Origin of the sequence: Paenibacillus bovis, from assembly GCF_001421015.2 — a bacterium.
Lineage (GTDB): Bacteria > Bacillota > Bacilli > Paenibacillales > Paenibacillaceae > Saccharibacillus > Saccharibacillus bovis.
Map to the genome: position 1 here is coordinate 1,162,658 of NZ_CP013023.1, position 16,546 is coordinate 1,179,203.

Annotated in this window: 12 protein-coding genes and 1 pseudogene; 8 read left to right on the forward strand and 5 right to left on the reverse strand. The window is 49.5% G+C overall.

The window, feature by feature from the left end:
• Nucleotides 1–9 precede the first annotated feature (9 nt).
• The 5 genes from AR543_RS04975 to AR543_RS04995 form a co-directional block, all read right to left on the reverse strand.
• Nucleotides 10–2,688, reverse strand: a complete 2,679-nt coding sequence (locus AR543_RS04975; RefSeq protein ID WP_060532347.1) for a YhgE/Pip domain-containing protein — start codon at nucleotides 2,686–2,688, stop codon at nucleotides 10–12.
• Between the two features lie 262 nt (nucleotides 2,689–2,950).
• Nucleotides 2,951–3,658, reverse strand: a complete 708-nt coding sequence (locus AR543_RS04980; protein WP_060532349.1) for a YoaK family protein — start codon at nucleotides 3,656–3,658, stop codon at nucleotides 2,951–2,953.
• A 584-nt stretch (nucleotides 3,659–4,242) separates the two neighbouring features.
• Nucleotides 4,243–4,914 carry a hypothetical protein gene (locus tag AR543_RS04985; protein WP_060532351.1) on the reverse strand — a complete coding sequence of 224 codons (672 nt, stop codon included), beginning with the start codon at nucleotides 4,912–4,914 and terminating at the stop codon, nucleotides 4,243–4,245.
• A gap of 4 nt (nucleotides 4,915–4,918) precedes the next feature.
• Nucleotides 4,919–5,632, reverse strand: a complete 714-nt coding sequence (locus AR543_RS04990; RefSeq protein ID WP_060532353.1) for a GNAT family N-acetyltransferase — start codon at nucleotides 5,630–5,632, stop codon at nucleotides 4,919–4,921.
• Between the two features lie 5 nt (nucleotides 5,633–5,637).
• Nucleotides 5,638–6,495 (reverse strand): carbon-nitrogen hydrolase family protein, encoded by an 858-nt coding sequence (locus tag AR543_RS04995; RefSeq protein WP_046225837.1) that lies wholly within the window; start codon nucleotides 6,493–6,495, stop codon nucleotides 5,638–5,640.
• A gap of 239 nt (nucleotides 6,496–6,734) precedes the next feature.
• On the opposite strand from AR543_RS04995, the gene AR543_RS05000 reads away from it, so the two are divergent.
• The 8 genes and pseudogenes from AR543_RS05000 to AR543_RS05035 all read left to right on the forward strand — a co-directional run bounded on the left by AR543_RS05000 (nucleotide 6,735) and on the right by AR543_RS05035 (nucleotide 16,505).
• Complete coding sequence (locus AR543_RS05000) at nucleotides 6,735–8,129, forward strand: sensor histidine kinase (protein ID WP_060532355.1); 1,395 nt, start codon at nucleotides 6,735–6,737, stop codon at nucleotides 8,127–8,129.
• 457 nt (nucleotides 8,130–8,586) lie between these two features.
• A pseudogene (locus AR543_RS05005) lies at nucleotides 8,587–9,860 on the forward strand (MFS transporter).
• Between the two features lie 149 nt (nucleotides 9,861–10,009).
• Entirely contained in the window at nucleotides 10,010–10,390 is a 381-nt protein-coding gene (locus tag AR543_RS05010; RefSeq protein WP_060532357.1) for a RidA family protein, read from the forward strand.
• Nucleotides 10,391–10,748: 358 nt separating this feature from the next.
• On the forward strand, nucleotides 10,749–12,455 hold the full coding sequence (locus tag AR543_RS05015) for an ABC transporter substrate-binding protein (RefSeq protein ID WP_060532359.1): 1,707 nt from the start codon (nucleotides 10,749–10,751) through the stop codon (nucleotides 12,453–12,455).
• 45 nt (nucleotides 12,456–12,500) lie between these two features.
• Nucleotides 12,501–13,454: an ABC transporter permease gene (locus AR543_RS05020; protein ID WP_060532361.1), complete on the forward strand. Its 954-nt coding sequence runs from the start codon at nucleotides 12,501–12,503 to the stop codon at nucleotides 13,452–13,454.
• A 168-nt stretch (nucleotides 13,455–13,622) separates the two neighbouring features.
• Entirely contained in the window at nucleotides 13,623–14,549 is a 927-nt protein-coding gene (gene opp4C / locus AR543_RS05025; protein ID WP_060536645.1) for an oligopeptide ABC transporter permease, read from the forward strand.
• Between the two features lie 8 nt (nucleotides 14,550–14,557).
• On the forward strand, nucleotides 14,558–15,547 hold the full coding sequence (locus tag AR543_RS05030) for an ABC transporter ATP-binding protein (RefSeq protein ID WP_060532363.1): 990 nt from the start codon (nucleotides 14,558–14,560) through the stop codon (nucleotides 15,545–15,547).
• The gene (locus AR543_RS05035; RefSeq protein WP_060532365.1) at nucleotides 15,540–16,505 is read left to right on the forward strand and encodes an ABC transporter ATP-binding protein; all 966 of its coding nucleotides are present in this window, start codon (nucleotides 15,540–15,542) and stop codon (nucleotides 16,503–16,505) included. Before AR543_RS05030 ends, AR543_RS05035 begins: the two co-directional genes overlap by 8 nt.
• The last annotated feature ends 41 nt before the right edge of the window (nucleotides 16,506–16,546 follow it).

Consider the following 16,546-nt stretch of genomic DNA (forward strand, 5'->3'; position numbering starts at 1 on the left):
AGGCTTTTTTTATGGAATCATTTTGGTCTTTTTGGCTTTTTCGGCCATTTTCTCGGTTAACGGACCGAGCGGTTTTTTGAATAGCAGGGCAAACAGGATAAACAGCAGCATAAAGATAATCAGGTACGTGATATCCTTGTACACTGTCGTCATCAGCATACCGCCTACTGTCTCGCGCAGCAGTTCGACCGCATAGGTGAACGGGAACCACGGATGCAGCGCCTGGAAAAACGTGCCGGTCATACTCACCGGAAAGGTACCGCCCGAGCTGGAGAATTGCAGCACCAGCAGGATAATAGCCAGTCCTTTACCGATGTTGCCGAATACGGATACCAGCGTATACACCATGGTTACGAACACCATGCTGATCAGCATACTCATCGTTACAAACCAGACAGGATCGACCACATAGGCTTTGAGAATAAACAGATCGCCCATCGAGATGACAAAAGCCTGCACCAGACCGATGGTCATAAAGGTAAACAGTCGGCCAAAGTACACCTGATACGGACGGAAGCGGCGTTCGGGATTATCGACTTCCGCTTTGAACATGGAGATCAGCAGCATCCCACCGACCCAGATCGAGAGTGTGGTATAAAATGGCGACATCGACGAACCGTAGTTCGGGATCGGATAAGTGCGAACCTGCTTCAGATCGACCGGACTGGCGAGGAAGTCGCTTTCCTGCTGGATATCCCCTTTGAGCCATTTGATAATCTGGGCCAGTTCGCTGTCGCTGTTTTTGAGCAGGCGTACCTTGTCGGCAGCCTTATGCACGGATTTCTCCAGACCCGGCAAATCGTTGCGGACGAATTCACCAACTTTGTGCACGGCTTTTTCTGCTTCGGGCAGCTTGTTCTGGATCAGATCGGTGATTTTGTTCAGTTCCTTCTCGGCACGAGGCAGATCGTTACGGACAAAATCAGCCGCCTGATGGATTTTGTCTTCTATTTCAGGCAGATCGGTTCGTACGAAGCTCGCAGCTTTGTTGACTACTTGAGTAAACTGGGCCATCCGGCTCTGGATCAGTTCATTGGCATCATGCAGCTTCTGCCGGATCTTCGGCAGGTCCTGCTTGAGCAGTCCCAGCTCCTCCTGACCGAACTGTACGCCGCTCTGTGCATCGCTTAGCACAGCCTCCACATCGGGCAGTGTACTCTGCGCGGTATGCAGTACATCGGCAGCATCACGGGCAGCCGTCTTGAGATTATCCAGTCCACGGTTGATATCCGGTACAATCTGTTCATCATATATAGTGATGATATCACCCAGTGTGTCGCTCGCATCGGTAGACAGCTGGCGCAGATTATCCAGAATCTCGCGCGCTGGCTGCTGTCCGTTCTGTATCGCCTGACTGATACTGCGCACCAGTGTAATCTGGCGTTCCATCAGATTGTGTACATTGTCGAGACGACTGATTACACGATCCAGCGGATGGTTGGGCAGTACATTATTGATCCGATTCAGCAGATCGGTCGTGCGCTCCAGAATAGCTGCGCCGCGGGATAGGCGCTGCTCGAGAAAGGACAGCGTATCAATGGCTGTCTGTGGATCAATATCCGCATTCTGCACAGCATCGACCAGTTGTGTCGTCGCATCGGCGGTCTGTTGGAGTAGTACCAGATTCTGGCGGATCACCGGCGCGATCGAATCAAAAGCACCATCATTTTCATCGAGGAACGTATTCACCCGGTCGGCAAATTCGGTACCGATATCTGTGATTTCTTTGACTTTGGGCAGCGCCTGCTGGGCAGTATTGATAATATTCGCCAGCTTGTCGGCATCTTCAATCGCCTGATTCAGCGCATCCTCAACCTTGTAGAAATTCTGATCCAGTTCGTTCACTTTGTCCGCCGCAGTCTGGATTTCCGGCAGCCGCTTTTGCAGCAGCAAAATCTGGTCCCCGGCTTCGCGGATCTTGGGCAGGTTGTCTTCGACTTTGAGGATCATATCGCCGGCTTTCTCAATATCGGGAATCCGCTTTTGCAGTTCGACGATTTTCTGGGCCTGCGCATTGATTTGCGGCAGCTTTTTCTCCAGTTCCAGCGCCTGGTCGGCAAACTGGTTAATCTCCGGCAGCCGGGTTTCAAGCGTCAGAATCTTGTTTTCGATATTGCGGATCGTCGGCAATTCTTCTTCCAGTTTGATCCCGGCGTCCTGCATTTTGGTCAGCACCGCTTCACTGGCTGTACTGACAAACTCCTCGCTGATCTGCTGGGTAAGCGTAGTAGCACCTTTATCCGTAATCTTGGGAGCAATCGCACTGATCTTCTCGTTCACGGTGTACAAAATTTGCGGCTTCACCGGATCATCGGTCAGAATACTGCCGATTTTCTCGGAAAAGTCGGACGGGATCAGCAGGGTAGCATAATAATCGCCATTATCCAGGCCTTTTTGCGCCTGGTTGCGATCGACGAATGTCCAGCCCAGCGTATGATTCTTTTTGAGATTGTCAATCACCTGATCGCCGACATTTACTTTTTTGTCCTGAATCGTCGTGCCTTTATCTTCATTGGTTACGGCAATAATAATGCCCGATGTATTGCTGTACGGGTCCCACATTGCTTTGATATTGAACCAGGCATATACAGAGGGCAGCAGCATAATCGCGATCACGAGTAGAATACCCGTAGAGACGCTGAATAGATTTTTCCAATCGGTTTTGTAGATTTCCCATATCTTTTTCATAAAATGATTCTAACCACCCGGTATTTAATATTAATCTGCAGCATGTCTTATTACCCTGAACGAAGCAAATTGCATGAGCTATTCAACAAACTGAAGATAGCAGTCAAGGGAGCAGAATAGAAATAAGTTCCATTATCCAAATTAATTAGGTATACTATCTAATTATAATTCATGTGAATATGGATTGCACGAATCATCTCATGATTGACCGGGAAAATCTATCTTTATCCAGATATTGATCTTTTCACGATTCAATAATGTGTTAAAACTCAGAAGCGGATGCTCGGAGACGGGTAACAGCAATGGCCAGAATAATGATCATAATCACAATCGGAATCCAGATACCAAGCAGCGTGTGTGACTGCTCCATGAGTGTCGCAATAACGGCGCCCGATCCATAAATGATAACAGCAGCAAGACGCAGCAATGTATCCGATTTTAGCCAGCGTCGACGATCGGCAGATCGTCCAAACCACTGGCGTACATGGGCTACCAGATCTTCGATCACACTGGCCAGATTATTGGTGAGTACGGTAGTCGAGATTCCGGCTACGCCCAGCTTGCGCGCCATCGTCGTCTGCATCCCCATCGTAAAGCTGAGCAGTACGATCAGCATATACTCTATCGCAGGTACCAGCGGAGTAGCGGATACCCAGGCAAATACGAGGAAAAATACCAGCTGTACCGAAATAATCGCCGTCAGACGCGGCGACCAGACCGATCCTGGATGCGATCGCCCCAGAAAAAGGGCAGCAGCAGCATTACCGATAATAAAGCCGATAAAAGCAGCGCCGGAACGCACCAGGGAAACGGTATGCAGATGTCCCAGAGCCATGCCCATAATAATGATGTTGCCCGTCATATTGGCTGTAAATACATGCCCCAGTTGCAGGTAGCCGATAACATCGACGATGCCGGATACCAGGCATAGCAGCAGTATAATGAGGTTGCGGTAAAAAACAGATTGCATAAGTAAGCTCCTTTTCAAACGTTAGTATCAATCATTAATCATACTATAAATAGAGCCTTATATTCGACAGAATATGCTTTTTATAAATATGAAATATTTACCAAATGGCAATTTATTATTAAAAAGCCTTGCCAGAATGCTAAAAGTACGTTAAGATTACTTTGCATGTAACTACGACATAGATGGCACATAATATAAAGGACGGCTGTAGAATCCTGGTTCAGGAGACTACAGCCGTCTGTTTTTATCTATACTTTTATATATAGGTATGGATATGGGTTCAGATGAGAACCTCAACCTTAACTCATAATTACCAATGGGTGATAAAAGGAGAATGAGGATTCGTTTTCTCCAATCTGCCCAGAAACCGTTTAAAAATTAACTTACATAATACATATCTTCTATACTAAAAAGTACAAACCGCATAAAAAAGTGCAGACAGCGCCGACAGAAAATCTGTTGGCGCTGTCTGCGGTAAAGGGCTGTTGTATAGAAAAATGATAACATAACCAATTTGCCTAACTTACACCTGTACAGGTCTATACCGATCCAGCCGCAATCAACATGCGATGCGGACAGGAGGGTTACAGCGGCAGCAGAGCGACCTGATCGCGCTGTCCCACTTCGTGTACCATCTGCTCCCACGCATCCGGTTTCTGAGCCAGTACAGCATAGTAGCGGCGCAAAAACTTCTCGATCAGCGCGCCAGGCAGGGATTGTACAGTCGGATCATACGCGAGGAAACACAGATCCAGCTCGGACACGGCTTCCCCGTCGTTGTTCCAGGATGGATGTACATAAGTAAAGTCCAGACGGCGGTAGCCCAGATGCGCTAGTACTTCACGGCGTACGAACGGGTCCATCGGCTTGACGCCGCCAAATTCATGACGTTCGGCGCGATAAGGATCATAGATCTCTGCGAACATGCCGGACAGCTCTTTGCCGGCAGCGGCAGCGACTTTTTTCAGATCGGCCTGACGATGCTGCGCGAGGAAAGGTCCAATACCGAGCCCCGGCTCGCCAATAATCGTAAAGTCGGTCATCGCCACATTGTCGTCTTCATAATAGCGATATTCGGTAGCGCCGACTACACGACCTTCGTGTACAGCGACGAATACGCGGATACCCGGGTCTTCCAGCGGCTCACGCCACAATTCATACTCCAGTACTTCTTCTGCCGGGAAAATACGTCCCATCAGTGCATGCATATCCGCGAACAAAGGATCATCAATATGAGTAATGTGTACATAATCCATCTATTTAAATGCCTCCCTGAGTAGCTGCCGGTGGCAGCGGATTTTTCCATTCCATTAATACAGCATAGTGAAGCGATTCTTCATCATCCAAATAATCGGCAATTACGGTTAGCGGCGTTCGTCCGCATCTCATCAGAAAGGAAATTACTGGATCGTACAGCTCGCCGCTAGTGATACGTTCCACATACTGCTGAGGTGTACAGGTATCGGCGACCCGGTGATAGCCCGGCATCCGTCCTGCACCGAGCAGACGCTTCAGGCCGAGTGCAGCAGTTACTTCATACATAGACTGCATCAGCAGCTTGCCCAGTCCCCACTGACGATACTCCGGATGCACACACAGATCTGCGACATACAATGTATCTCCATCTGGCTGATGATTGCGGATATAGCCGTGATCAGTAACTTCTTCCCAGGTGTGCTCGGGATGATGTTCATCAAAATCAATCAGCAGGCTGGTCATTGAACCAGCAATTACGCCATCGATCTCCACACACAGCGCTCCCTGGGGGAAACGATGGACATGTTCGTGCAGCTGCTCCCGGTTCCACCAAAGTTCGGATGGATAGGGCGGTGGGAAAGCAGCAGCCTGAATCTCGATCAGCCGCGTGAAATCCTTTGCCGTATAGGAACGAACAACAGCAGGATACGGACGGCGTTCATGGAATACATAACAGGACTTATGGTACTGCCCCGCTCGATCAGACCGTGCGTTCATGCTCCTCAGCTCCAGTCGGTATAGAGATCGGTACGACGGTCACGCCATGTAGTGACCGAGCCTTTTTCCCGTACCTTGTACAGCAGTTCCAGATCGAGATCAGCCGTAATGATCATATCGTCGTTGATCTCTCCCTCGGCGAGAATACCGCGCGGTGGGAAAGGCACATCATTTGGCGTAATGACAGCAGCCTGGCCAAAATTGCCGCGCATAAAGTCTACAGTTGGCAGGGAGCCGATCGTACCGGTCGTCACCACATATACTTGATTCTCTACGGCACGGGCATGGCTGGTATAGCGAACCCGGTGGAAGCCGTGCCGGTCATCCGTACAGGATGGACAGAAAATAACATCGGCACCGCGTGCTTTGGCCATGCGTACGATTTCGGGGAATTCGATATCGTAGCAGGTGAGCAGGGCGATCGTACCTTTGTCTGTCTCAAATACAGTCAATCCGTCTCCAGCTGACATATTCCATTCCGTGACTTCGGTAGGGGTGATATGGATTTTCGGCTGAGTGGCGACACGTCCGTCCGGATAGAACAGATGAGCGGTGTTGTACAGCTTGCCTTCCTTTTCCGTGACATGGGTACCGCCGATAATATGGGTGCCTGTCTCCCTCGCCAGTCCCTGGAACAGCTCCAGATAAGCATCCGTGAACTCGGGCAGACGCTCGATACCCAGTGCCGCACCGGATTCATCTCCGATCGACAGCAGCTGGGTCGTAAAAAATTCCGGAAACAGTATAAAATCAACATCGAATTCCTGGGCAGTCCGCACATAGTGGGTTACCTGATCGGCAAATTGTTCAAACGAAGATATGGTATGAAGGTGATATTGCACCGCAGATACGCGAAATTTCATAATAAAGGCAAGACCTCCTGTAAATAATATAATGTTAATCTATCTGGTATATTCATATCGAAATACTACTGATATCATACCAGAAAGGCTCTGCAGGACAAAGGGGAGGAAATGCTGCATTTTTATGATATGATAAGAATAACTTTTACCAATTATTTTCAATTACAAGAAAATAATTGGAACATAATATAAAACGAAATGAACGGTATATCTATCTGATCTCAATCAGGAGTGAGCATATGGAATTTGTGAAAAACTTCCTTATGAATGCAGGCATGATGGTCACGATCGCATACATAGCCAATCTGCTGTATAAATATGGACTGTCACGAATGTCCGGCAGAGTCAAATATGCCAGTTCAATACTGCTACTGATTTTTGCCGGTTGGATGAGCTCTTTTTTTGGCTTCCGGCTGCCGGGCAATCTGATTTTTGATCTCCGGTTCATGCCGGTAATTGTAGCCGCTGCCGTCTATTCCCGTGCATGGGTTATCCTGCTGATCGGATTCGGGATCGGATTGACCCGGTTGACGTTTGGACTGGGAGAAGCGGCTTTTGTCGGACTGCTTAATCTGACTATTCTGGGTGCTGTCGGTGCGGTACTGAATGTGTGGATGCGCAGCAGTACAGCCAAGCTATCGGTCAAAGGAATAGTTACCGTGCTGACGATCAATCTGGTAAACACAGTGAATATTGCAACTTTTGGGGTGCTGCCCACCCGTACATATCTGACCGAGATTGTGCCTGTTATGCTGCCGGTGTCTATTATACTCAGTCTGGTGCTCATGCTGCTGCTGCGTGAATTTCATCTGGAGCAACAGCGGATGATGCAGCTGGAGCATGCCAATCAGCTGCTTTCGGAGCAGACGAGAGAGCTGCAGCAGACTCATCATGTACTTGAAGAACGTGCCAAGCAGCTCATTCTGGCTTCCCAGTACAAGTCGGAATTTCTGGCAAATATGTCGCATGAGCTGCGAACGCCGCTTAACAGTATTATCAATCTGGCGCAGCTCCTGTATGAACAGGAGGAAGAACGTACACCCGGCGAGACCCGGGTATACAGCGAGATGATCTACCGCTCCGGACTCGATCTGCTGGGGCTGGTAAATGATGTGCTGGATCTGTCCAAAGTGGAAGCCGGCAAGCTGGAAATTACCTATGAGGAAGTGAGCGTACAGGAGATTCCGGAGCTGCTGCAAATGCATTTTGAAATGGTAGCGATCCGCAAAGGAATGGAGTTCAGGGTGATCCGGGAAGACAATGTGCCGGATACGATTATTTCGGATTCCCAGCGAATTCAGCAGATTCTGCGTAATTTGCTCGCCAATGCGTTCAAATTTACCCAGCAGGGCAGCGTAACCCTGCATATCCACCGTGTAGTGGAAGGGGAAGAACAGCTGGGCTGGCTGGTATTTGACGTTAGAGATACTGGGATTGGCATTGCCCAGGCGCAGCATGAGCAGATTTTCGAAGCATTCCAGCAGGCGGATGGTTCGATCGCCCGTCGATATGGCGGTACCGGCCTGGGTCTCTCGATCAGCCGCAATCTGGCCAATCTGCTTGGCGGACATCTGCGGCTCCAGAGCAAGGAAGGTGAAGGCAGCGTATTTTCGCTATATTTGCCAGCCAGCTAGCCAAGAAAATAGAATTGAATGTAATCAGAATCAATCCAGAATCTTCATCTCTTCAACGTATAAAAGCAAGCAAATCCCCTTTGTCCCTGTTACCAACACAATCATCATTCAAGATGAGTGTATTGGTGCAGGGCAACAAAGGGGATTTTTAGTATGATTCGCTTTATTTTATAAATAAATTCAACCTGTAAAATATGCGATAGCTATAGGAATGTAAACGGTCACCTTAAAATCAAGATGTTTAGATCGCCGTTTGGTATTTGATGAAAAGGGTAAAAAGAAAACATTCAGCGTTCAAAAATCTATACCGATTTTCAATGACCAAATTGATGATTGCGTTATTCCAAACTATCACAATATCCAAGCCAAAAAACAAAATCAAAATCAAAAGTTTCATGCCGTCAAAGGAGGGATCGTTATTAAACGAAGACATGCTCTGGGGCTGAACCGATTGAATATGCAAAAACGTCGTTATTCCATGTATCGCAAGCATTTGCGCATCGCCACGATAGAAGGTGTACCCTCAACGATATTTTCTACCCTGCTCGGGGGGCCTTCCTGACAGGGTTTTTGCTGTATCTGGGAGCGAGCTCGGGACAGATCGGGTTTGTGATCGCGCTGACGACGCTGGTGAATGTGGCTCAGGTGATTATCGCCTTTCTGCTGCAGCGTCTGAATACGCGCAAATGGGTGCTTGTCTTGTTCACTATTCTGCAGCGGGTACTGTGGGGAGCGACGGGTCTGGTACCATTCCTGTTCGACCGCTCGGTCTGGGTAAGCTGGTTTATTATTCTGTATATGGCCGCGTTTCTCTGTAATGCAGTGATCGGGGTCGTCTGGGCTTCGCTAATCGGCGATATTGTACCGGGACGACTAAGAGGACGATACTTTGGTATTCGCAATACCATTCTGAATGCGCTTGGCAGCCTCACGCTGTTTGTCGGCGGGATTCTGCTGGATGCGGTACCAGGCGGACAAGGGTTCCTGCTGCTGTACATCATCGTCTGGACCTGCGCGATCATCAATATCGGGGTGATTCTGTTTTATCCGGATGCACCATTTGAGCGTTCCACTGAGACCAAGTTTGTACCGATGCTACGTCAGCCGCTGTATGATGGGCCTTTTATCAAAGCATCTTTGTTTCTGGCAGTCTGGCTGCTGATGCAGACACTGGTGGTGCCGCTGTACTCCTATGTCATGCTGGAAGTGCTCAAGGTCAGCTACTCGGTCACAACGCTGATGACGGTCGTACAGACCATGTTCATGATGCTGGGATTTTACTTCTGGGGCAATCTGAATGCAAGATTCAGCAACAAGACGCTGCTGTACTGGACGCTTCCATTTATCGCGGCAGCTTGTATGGCATGGGGTCTGCTGGCTTTTGTACCGGTCATTGTAGGTCTGCTTATTATTCATATGCTGCTCGGTATCGGAATTGGCGGATTCAACCAATTGTCGTTTAACTTCATTATCGGGGATACGCCCAAAAATGCACGTCCCATGTTTATCGCAGTCTATTCCGGTATTACCGGTCTGGCTTCTTTTATCGGACCGCTGGTGGGCGGGCAGATCTTCGAATGGATGAAGCCGATGCCGTTCTGGGTACAGGCGTATGGATTTCAGATGCTGGTCGGTGTACTGCTGATTCTGCTGGCGGTAACCGCCGGCCGTCAGGTACTCAAAGCACCGGCAGCTGTCCCGATTCAACAGTATCGGGAAATGAAAGCCTAATAGGTCGGAAAAGGCAGATCGGATCCTCCTACCTGCTTTATTCAGGCCAAGTGACGCTGTTGCCAAGCTGTAGACTGCCCTTTAGAATAAGGGGAGTTACATGATAGCGAAACAACAGACTTCAATTCAGGAAAAGAGGGCATATTCTTATGAGCAAACAACCTATAGCAACAGACCGCGCACCGGGAGCGCTGGGTCCGTATTCACAGGCAATTGATACAGGCATGTTTATTTTCGCGTCCGGCCAGCTTGGTCTGGACCCGGTAAGTGGAGATATGGCAGAAGGCGTACAGGAGCAGGCACGTGTCGCTCTGCAAAATGTAATTGCTGTACTGGAAGCAGCCGGCAGCAGCCTCGATCAGGTTGTGAAGACGACTGTCTTCCTGCAGGATATGAATGATTTTGCAGCGATGAACGAGATTTACGGTCAATTCTTCCAAGAGCCGTATCCGGCACGCAGCGCAGTACAAGTAGCCCGTCTGCCGAAGGATGCATTGGTAGAGATCGAAGTTATTGCACTGAAAAAATAAAAAGAATTCTCACCGAATCGTACGGGGTTAATTGCAAAATGAAATAAAGAAAGACACTGCCGCATAATCAGGCAGTGTCTTTTTGCGTAGTTCAGATGATGTTCTACAAGGGGAAAAATCGCCATAAGCCTTTAAACGGAATGATATTCAATTTATTTGTAAATGATAGAGGGAGTAAGAATAGCATTATTTTTTGAAGATAACTCGCAGCAATAGAAGTAGAGTGGTTATGCTACTTTTTCCATAAATGATTTTAAGTGCGCTATCTATTTACATTACTGGATACGATTTCTATAATAGGGCTTACCGACTTTACCTAGTTAATAGGTCGGAATAATATACTTTAGGAGTAGGATCAATGAGAAAAAGTGCAACTTTACTATCCGGCGTGCTGTTGGCTTCATTATTATTTACAGCATGCTCCAACGGAGGAGCGCAGGACAGCACATCGGCAGCAGGTACAGATTCTGCCACCCAGCAGCCTGCTGCGTTAACAAGTCTTTTCAAAGCACCCGATCTATCGAAACTTCCAGCGACAGCCCAGCAGCGAACCGATACGATCATTATGGCACTGACCGATCCGAGCGGAGCCTTTACCCCGTATTTTCACCAGAGTGGTTATGATGGCAATGTCTCTTCGTTAATGTTCGCTCCGCTGGTAACTACCAATGACAAAGGGCTGCCGGCGCCTAGTCTGGCGGACAGCTGGGAATTATCCAAAGACCAACTTACATACACGTTTCATCTGAAAAAAGATCTTAAATTCAGCGATGGCTCTCCATTAACGGCTGAGGATGTAGCCTTTACCTGGACGATTCTGCATGACAAAGCCTATGATGGCGATTCCCTGATTCCGACGCTCGGTATCAAGGGAGGCCAGGAATATCACGAAGGCAAAGCAGATCATATCTCCGGGATCAAGATTATTGATCCGCAGACCATCTCTGTAACTATCGCCAAGCCGAATGCGACCGCCCTGCTGACACTCGGCAGCGATGTATTATCTAAAGCTTATTATGGCAAGGATTATCGCTTCGGTCATCTGGATTACATCAAGGATCTTCATCTAAAACCGGTCGGTAACGGTCCGTATGTACTGGAGAAATTTATCCCTGGTCAGGAAGTGCGCTTCACTGCGAATCCGTATTATTTCCAGGGCGAACCCAAAACCAAGAATTTTATCTATAAAACTTCCGAAGGCGATACCTGGCAGTATGTAGAGACTGGCGAGATCGACTTTGCTTCATTCAGCGCCACCCAGGAAAATATCGACAAGCTTAAAAGTCTGGGCTTCGTAAATATTCTGCCGTATACACCGAGTACGTATAGTTTCCTGCAGGTGAATCTGGAACATCAGGCTCTACAGGACAAAAAGGTACGTCAGGCCATCGCTTATGGGCTGGATCGCCAGAGCATCTATGTGGATGCCAACCAAGGTGCAGGACAAATCGCCAATATTCCGGCACCGCCGATCTCATGGGCATACACGGAAGATGGGATTAATCCGTATGCCTATGAGCCGGAAAAAGCCGGACAGCTGCTGGATGAAGCAGGCTGGATACCTGGCGCCGACGGTATCCGCGAGAAAAATGGACAAAAGCTGACCCTGCACTATCTGGGTTCCAAAAGCGCACAAACCGACGTGTTTATCGCGGTAGCGGAAGAAAACTTCAAGGCGATTGGTATCGATTTTCAGCCGGAGGTATTCGCAGATTACAACTCGCTGGCATCCAAAGTGGAAGGTGGAGATTATGATCTGGCTTCCTTTTCCACACCGATGCTGACCGATCCGTCGGACGGACTGGTCCAATTCCTCGATGGAGAGATCAAGGGATACGATAATCCGCAATTCGTGAAGCTGTACAATGAAGCGCTGGCGACCAATGATCTGGATAAACGCAAACAGATCTATGCCGAACTGTTCAAGCTACTGAATGATGATCTGCCGGTGATTTTTACCAATTACAAAAAGATTGTATATGCCTATAACGGACGGATTAACGATCTGACGGTAAGTCCGTTCAATGGTATTGCTTCGAGTGTACCGCAGTGGGCATTGAAATAATCTGCAGGCATATCTTATGTTTGAATACAGAGAGGGGAGTAGTCCATGGGTGCGTATCTGACCCGTCGTCTGACCTATACGATCCTGATTCTGCTGGCAGCGTCCTTGTTGATCTTTTCTCTTTATGCGATGACGCCGGGGGATTTTATTACCGGCAATATCAAATTAAGTCCGGAACGCAAAGCGGAGCTGCGTGAGCTGTATGGATTGAACAAGCCGCTGCTGGAGCGTTATCTGACCTGGATGAACCAGGCTTTTCACGGTAACTTCGGGTATTCGCTGGATAAGCAGCAGCCGGTACTGACCCTGTTCAACCAGTATATCTGGAATTCCTTTTTGCTGGCTGTCGTATCGACTTTTCTGACCTGGGTGATTGCAGTGATTATCGGTGTGATTGCAGCGTATCGGCGGTATTCCTGGTTCGATACGCTGGTCATGATCGGTATTTTCGCGGCCATGTCGATTCCGTCCTTTTTTATCGGTTTGTTCCTGATCAAGATTCTGGCCGTAGACTGGAAATGGCTGCCGCCTGGCGGGATGCTGACGACTGGCAGTAATGCAACCGGTATGGCCTATGTGCGGGAAGTGGTGCAGCATATGACATTGCCGGTGATCGTTATGACGCTGCTCGGAGTCGGTTCCTTAACCCGCTACTTCCGCAGCAATATGATTGACGTGATCAAGCAGGATTATATTCGTACCGCCCGTGCCAAGGGGCTGAGCGAACGCCGGGTACTGTTCACTCATGCGCTTCGCAATGCGCTGCTGCCGGCTATTACACTGGTAGGCTTCGAACTGCCCGCGCTGTTCGGCGGCTCGCTTATTATTGAGCGGATCTTCAACTGGCCGGGGATTGGACAGCTGTATATGCAGTCCTTTACCGTACGGGATTATCCGCTGTTGATGGGATTCACGATGTTTATCGCAGTGCTGACCGTGATAGGTACACTGCTGTCGGATATCCTGTATCATGCGGCTGATCCACGGGTGAAGCTGTAGAGGGCTGAAATAAATGTATAAGCTGTGTCATGCTAGCCAAACCGGATTCCGAATAAACAGGATTTTTCAAAATAAAATGCTCTCGTACCACGCATTCTGCTGTATAGGCAGCTATTTCTCTTGAATTAGGAGGGCAGCCATACAATCAGAATGGGAAAGGAAAAGTCTATGCCTTCCATACAAGCTGAAATAACAGGCGTACCTGCCACCCGGCAGCGTGCAGCCAAATCGTCACTTTGGCGTCAATCCATGCGCAAACTGCTGCGCAACAAGCTGGCTATTGCCGGGTTGGCGGTAGTTATCGGTATGTTTTTGATCTGTTTTATCGGGCCGCTTTTTTCCCCGTATACGGACAGCAAGGTCAATATGAGTATGATGAACCGGCCGCCCAATATCCATCACTGGCTGGGAACGGACAAGCTGGGCAGGGATGTACTGACCCGGGTTATGCAAGCCGGCCGGATTTCTCTGACTGTCGGTATTGCCTCGATGTTTCTGTCGGTCTTTATCGGAACTCTGCTGGGTGCGATTGCCGGGTATTACCGGGGAATAGTGGATCAGATCATTATGCGGATCGCCGATCTGCTGCTGACGATTCCGAGTCTGCCGCTGCTGTTTATTTTCGGAGCATTGTTATCCGAATGGAAAGTGCCTTCCGATTACCGGATGTATATCGTTATGCTGATTCTGAGCTTTGTCGGCTGGCCTTCGCTGGCACGAATGATTCGTGGTCAGCTGCTATCGCTGCGCGAGCGTGAATTTATGCAGGCTACCGTCGTACTCGGTCTGCGTGATCGGCGCAAGCTGGTGAATCATCTGCTGCCCAATCTGGTACCGCTACTGATCGTGATCGCGACCCTGAATATCGGGGGAGCGATTCTGAGCGAGTCGGTACTGAGCTTTTTCGGACTCGGTGTGATGCCGCCTACACCTACATGGGGCAATATGATTGATACAGCCAACAATATGATCGATTTTCAGGAGCGGCCATGGCTATGGGTACCGCCAGGCTTTTCGATATTTATTACTGTTATTGCGATTAATATCTTCGGGGATGGACTGCGGGATGTACTCGATCCGAAGCAGAGAAAGTAGGTGACACCATGACAAACAATCTGCTGCATATCCGTAATCTGCGGACGCAGTTTCAGACAGACGAAGGAGTAGTCAAAGCAGTCGATGATGTCAGTATCCGCGTCAGACCGGGGGAGATCGTCTGCATCGTCGGTGAATCAGGCTGTGGCAAAAGTATTACCGCCTTATCCGTAATGGGACTGATTGAGGAGCCGGTCGGACAAATCGCTGGAGGAGCTATCGAATTCGAAGGGCAGAATCTGCTGGAACTCAGCCGCAATCATCTACGCGCGATCCGGGGTAATGAAATTTCGATGATTTTTCAGGAGCCGATGTCTTCACTCAATCCGGTGTTGACGATTGGTGAACAGCTGACTGAGCCGCTAATGATTCATCGGAAATTAAATCGCAAAGTGGCCCGTCAGCGGGCACTGGAGCTGATTACCGAAGTGGGCATTTCCCGTCCCGAGCAGATTCTGCGCGCCTATCCGCATGAGCTGAGCGGCGGTATGCTGCAGCGGATCATGATCGCGATTGCTATCTCCTGCGAGCCCAAGCTGCTTATTGCCGACGAGCCGACGACCGCGCTGGATGTGACGATTCAGGCGCAAATTCTCGATATGCTGCGCAGTTTCCGGGAAAAGCGGGGCATGTCGATTCTGCTGATTACCCACGATCTTGGTGTTGTCGCCGAGATGGCAGACTATGTGATCGTGATGTACTCCGGCAAAGTAGTGGAGGAAGGCGGAGTCGTAGAGCTGTTCGAGAATCCGCGTCATCCGTATACACAGGGATTGCTGCGCTCCAAGCCGATCATGAATCAGCGGCAAAAGGCGCTTTATTCGATTCCGGGATACGTGCCCAATCCGCTGGAGCTGACGGAATCCTGCTATTTTCATGATCGGTGCGAGCACTGCATGGATATTTGCCGGGACAGGCAGCCGCCACTGCGAGAGCTGGAGCAGGGACAAAAAACAGCCTGCTGGCTGTATGAAAAGGAGGCGGCTGCTCATGTCTGAAGCACTGCTGGATATCCGGCATCTCAAAAAGTACTTTCCGGTCAAATCAGGATTGTTCAGTCGCACGGTGGGCCAGGTAAAGGCTGTAGATGATATTAGCTTCACTATCCGTCCTGGTGAGACGTTCGGTCTGGTCGGCGAATCCGGCAGCGGCAAGTCCACCGTCGGACGAACCGCGATCCGGTTGACCGACAAGACCGCAGGCGATGTCCATTTCAAGGGAGTCGATCTGTATCAGCTATCCGAACCCAAGCTGCGCCAGCTGCGTCCGCGGATGCAGCTTATTTTCCAGGACCCTTATAGTTCGCTGAATCCGCGCGTACGGATCGGTGATGCGATTGGCGAGGCGCTGCTGGATCACGAGCTGGCTTCTCCGGCAGAAGTACGGGAGCAGGTACAGGAGGTGCTCGCTTCCTGCGGATTGTCCTCCTATCATATTGACCGATTTCCCCACGAATTCTCTGGTGGACAGCGGCAGCGGATCGGGATCGCCCGGGCGCTGATTCTCAACCCGGATCTGATCATTGCGGATGAACCCGTATCTGCGCTGGATGTATCCATTCAGGCGCAAATTATTAATCTGTTCAGCCATCTGCAAGAGACGCGCGGACTGACCTATCTGTTCATCTCCCATGATCTGAGTGTCGTGGAACATCTCTGCTCCACGATCGGAGTGATGTATCTCGGTTCGATGGTCGAGAAGGCTTCACGGGATGAGCTGTTCCGTCATCCGCTGCACCCGTATACCAAAGCGCTGTTATCGGCTGTACCGGTTCCTATTCCGCGGCTAAAACGTGAACGTATCGTACTCAAGGGTGATATCCCCAGCCCCGCAAATCCACCTTCTGGCTGCAAATTCCATACCCGCTGTCCATTTGCCGAGCAGCGCTGCCGGGAAGAAGTACCTGTATTCCGTGATGCGGGCAATGACCACTGGGTTGCCTGCCACTTGGTCTGAATCATGTAGACATGATTACCAGAACGGCATAGCTATTACTG

What these genes read in the sequence shown, in the direction of transcription:
- AR543_RS04975 (WP_060532347.1), bottom strand. Translation starts at nt 2,688, where the DNA reads ATGAAAAAGATATGGGAAATCTACAAAACCGATTGGAAAAATCTATTC.
- AR543_RS04980 (WP_060532349.1), bottom strand. Translation starts at nt 3,658, where the DNA reads ATGCAATCTGTTTTTTACCGCAACCTCATTATACTGCTGCTATGCCTG.
- AR543_RS04985 (WP_060532351.1), bottom strand. Translation starts at nt 4,914, where the DNA reads ATGGATTATGTACACATTACTCATATTGATGATCCTTTGTTCGCGGAT.
- AR543_RS04990 (WP_060532353.1), bottom strand. Translation starts at nt 5,632, where the DNA reads ATGAACGCACGGTCTGATCGAGCGGGGCAGTACCATAAGTCCTGTTAT.
- AR543_RS04995 (WP_046225837.1), bottom strand. Translation starts at nt 6,495, where the DNA reads ATGAAATTTCGCGTATCTGCGGTGCAATATCACCTTCATACCATATCT.
- AR543_RS05000 (WP_060532355.1), top strand. Translation starts at nt 6,735, where the DNA reads ATGGAATTTGTGAAAAACTTCCTTATGAATGCAGGCATGATGGTCACG.
- AR543_RS05010 (WP_060532357.1), top strand. Translation starts at nt 10,010, where the DNA reads ATGAGCAAACAACCTATAGCAACAGACCGCGCACCGGGAGCGCTGGGT.
- AR543_RS05015 (WP_060532359.1), top strand. Translation starts at nt 10,749, where the DNA reads ATGAGAAAAAGTGCAACTTTACTATCCGGCGTGCTGTTGGCTTCATTA.
- AR543_RS05020 (WP_060532361.1), top strand. Translation starts at nt 12,501, where the DNA reads ATGGGTGCGTATCTGACCCGTCGTCTGACCTATACGATCCTGATTCTG.
- opp4C (WP_060536645.1), top strand. Translation starts at nt 13,623, where the DNA reads ATGCCTTCCATACAAGCTGAAATAACAGGCGTACCTGCCACCCGGCAG.
- AR543_RS05030 (WP_060532363.1), top strand. Translation starts at nt 14,558, where the DNA reads ATGACAAACAATCTGCTGCATATCCGTAATCTGCGGACGCAGTTTCAG.
- AR543_RS05035 (WP_060532365.1), top strand. Translation starts at nt 15,540, where the DNA reads ATGTCTGAAGCACTGCTGGATATCCGGCATCTCAAAAAGTACTTTCCG.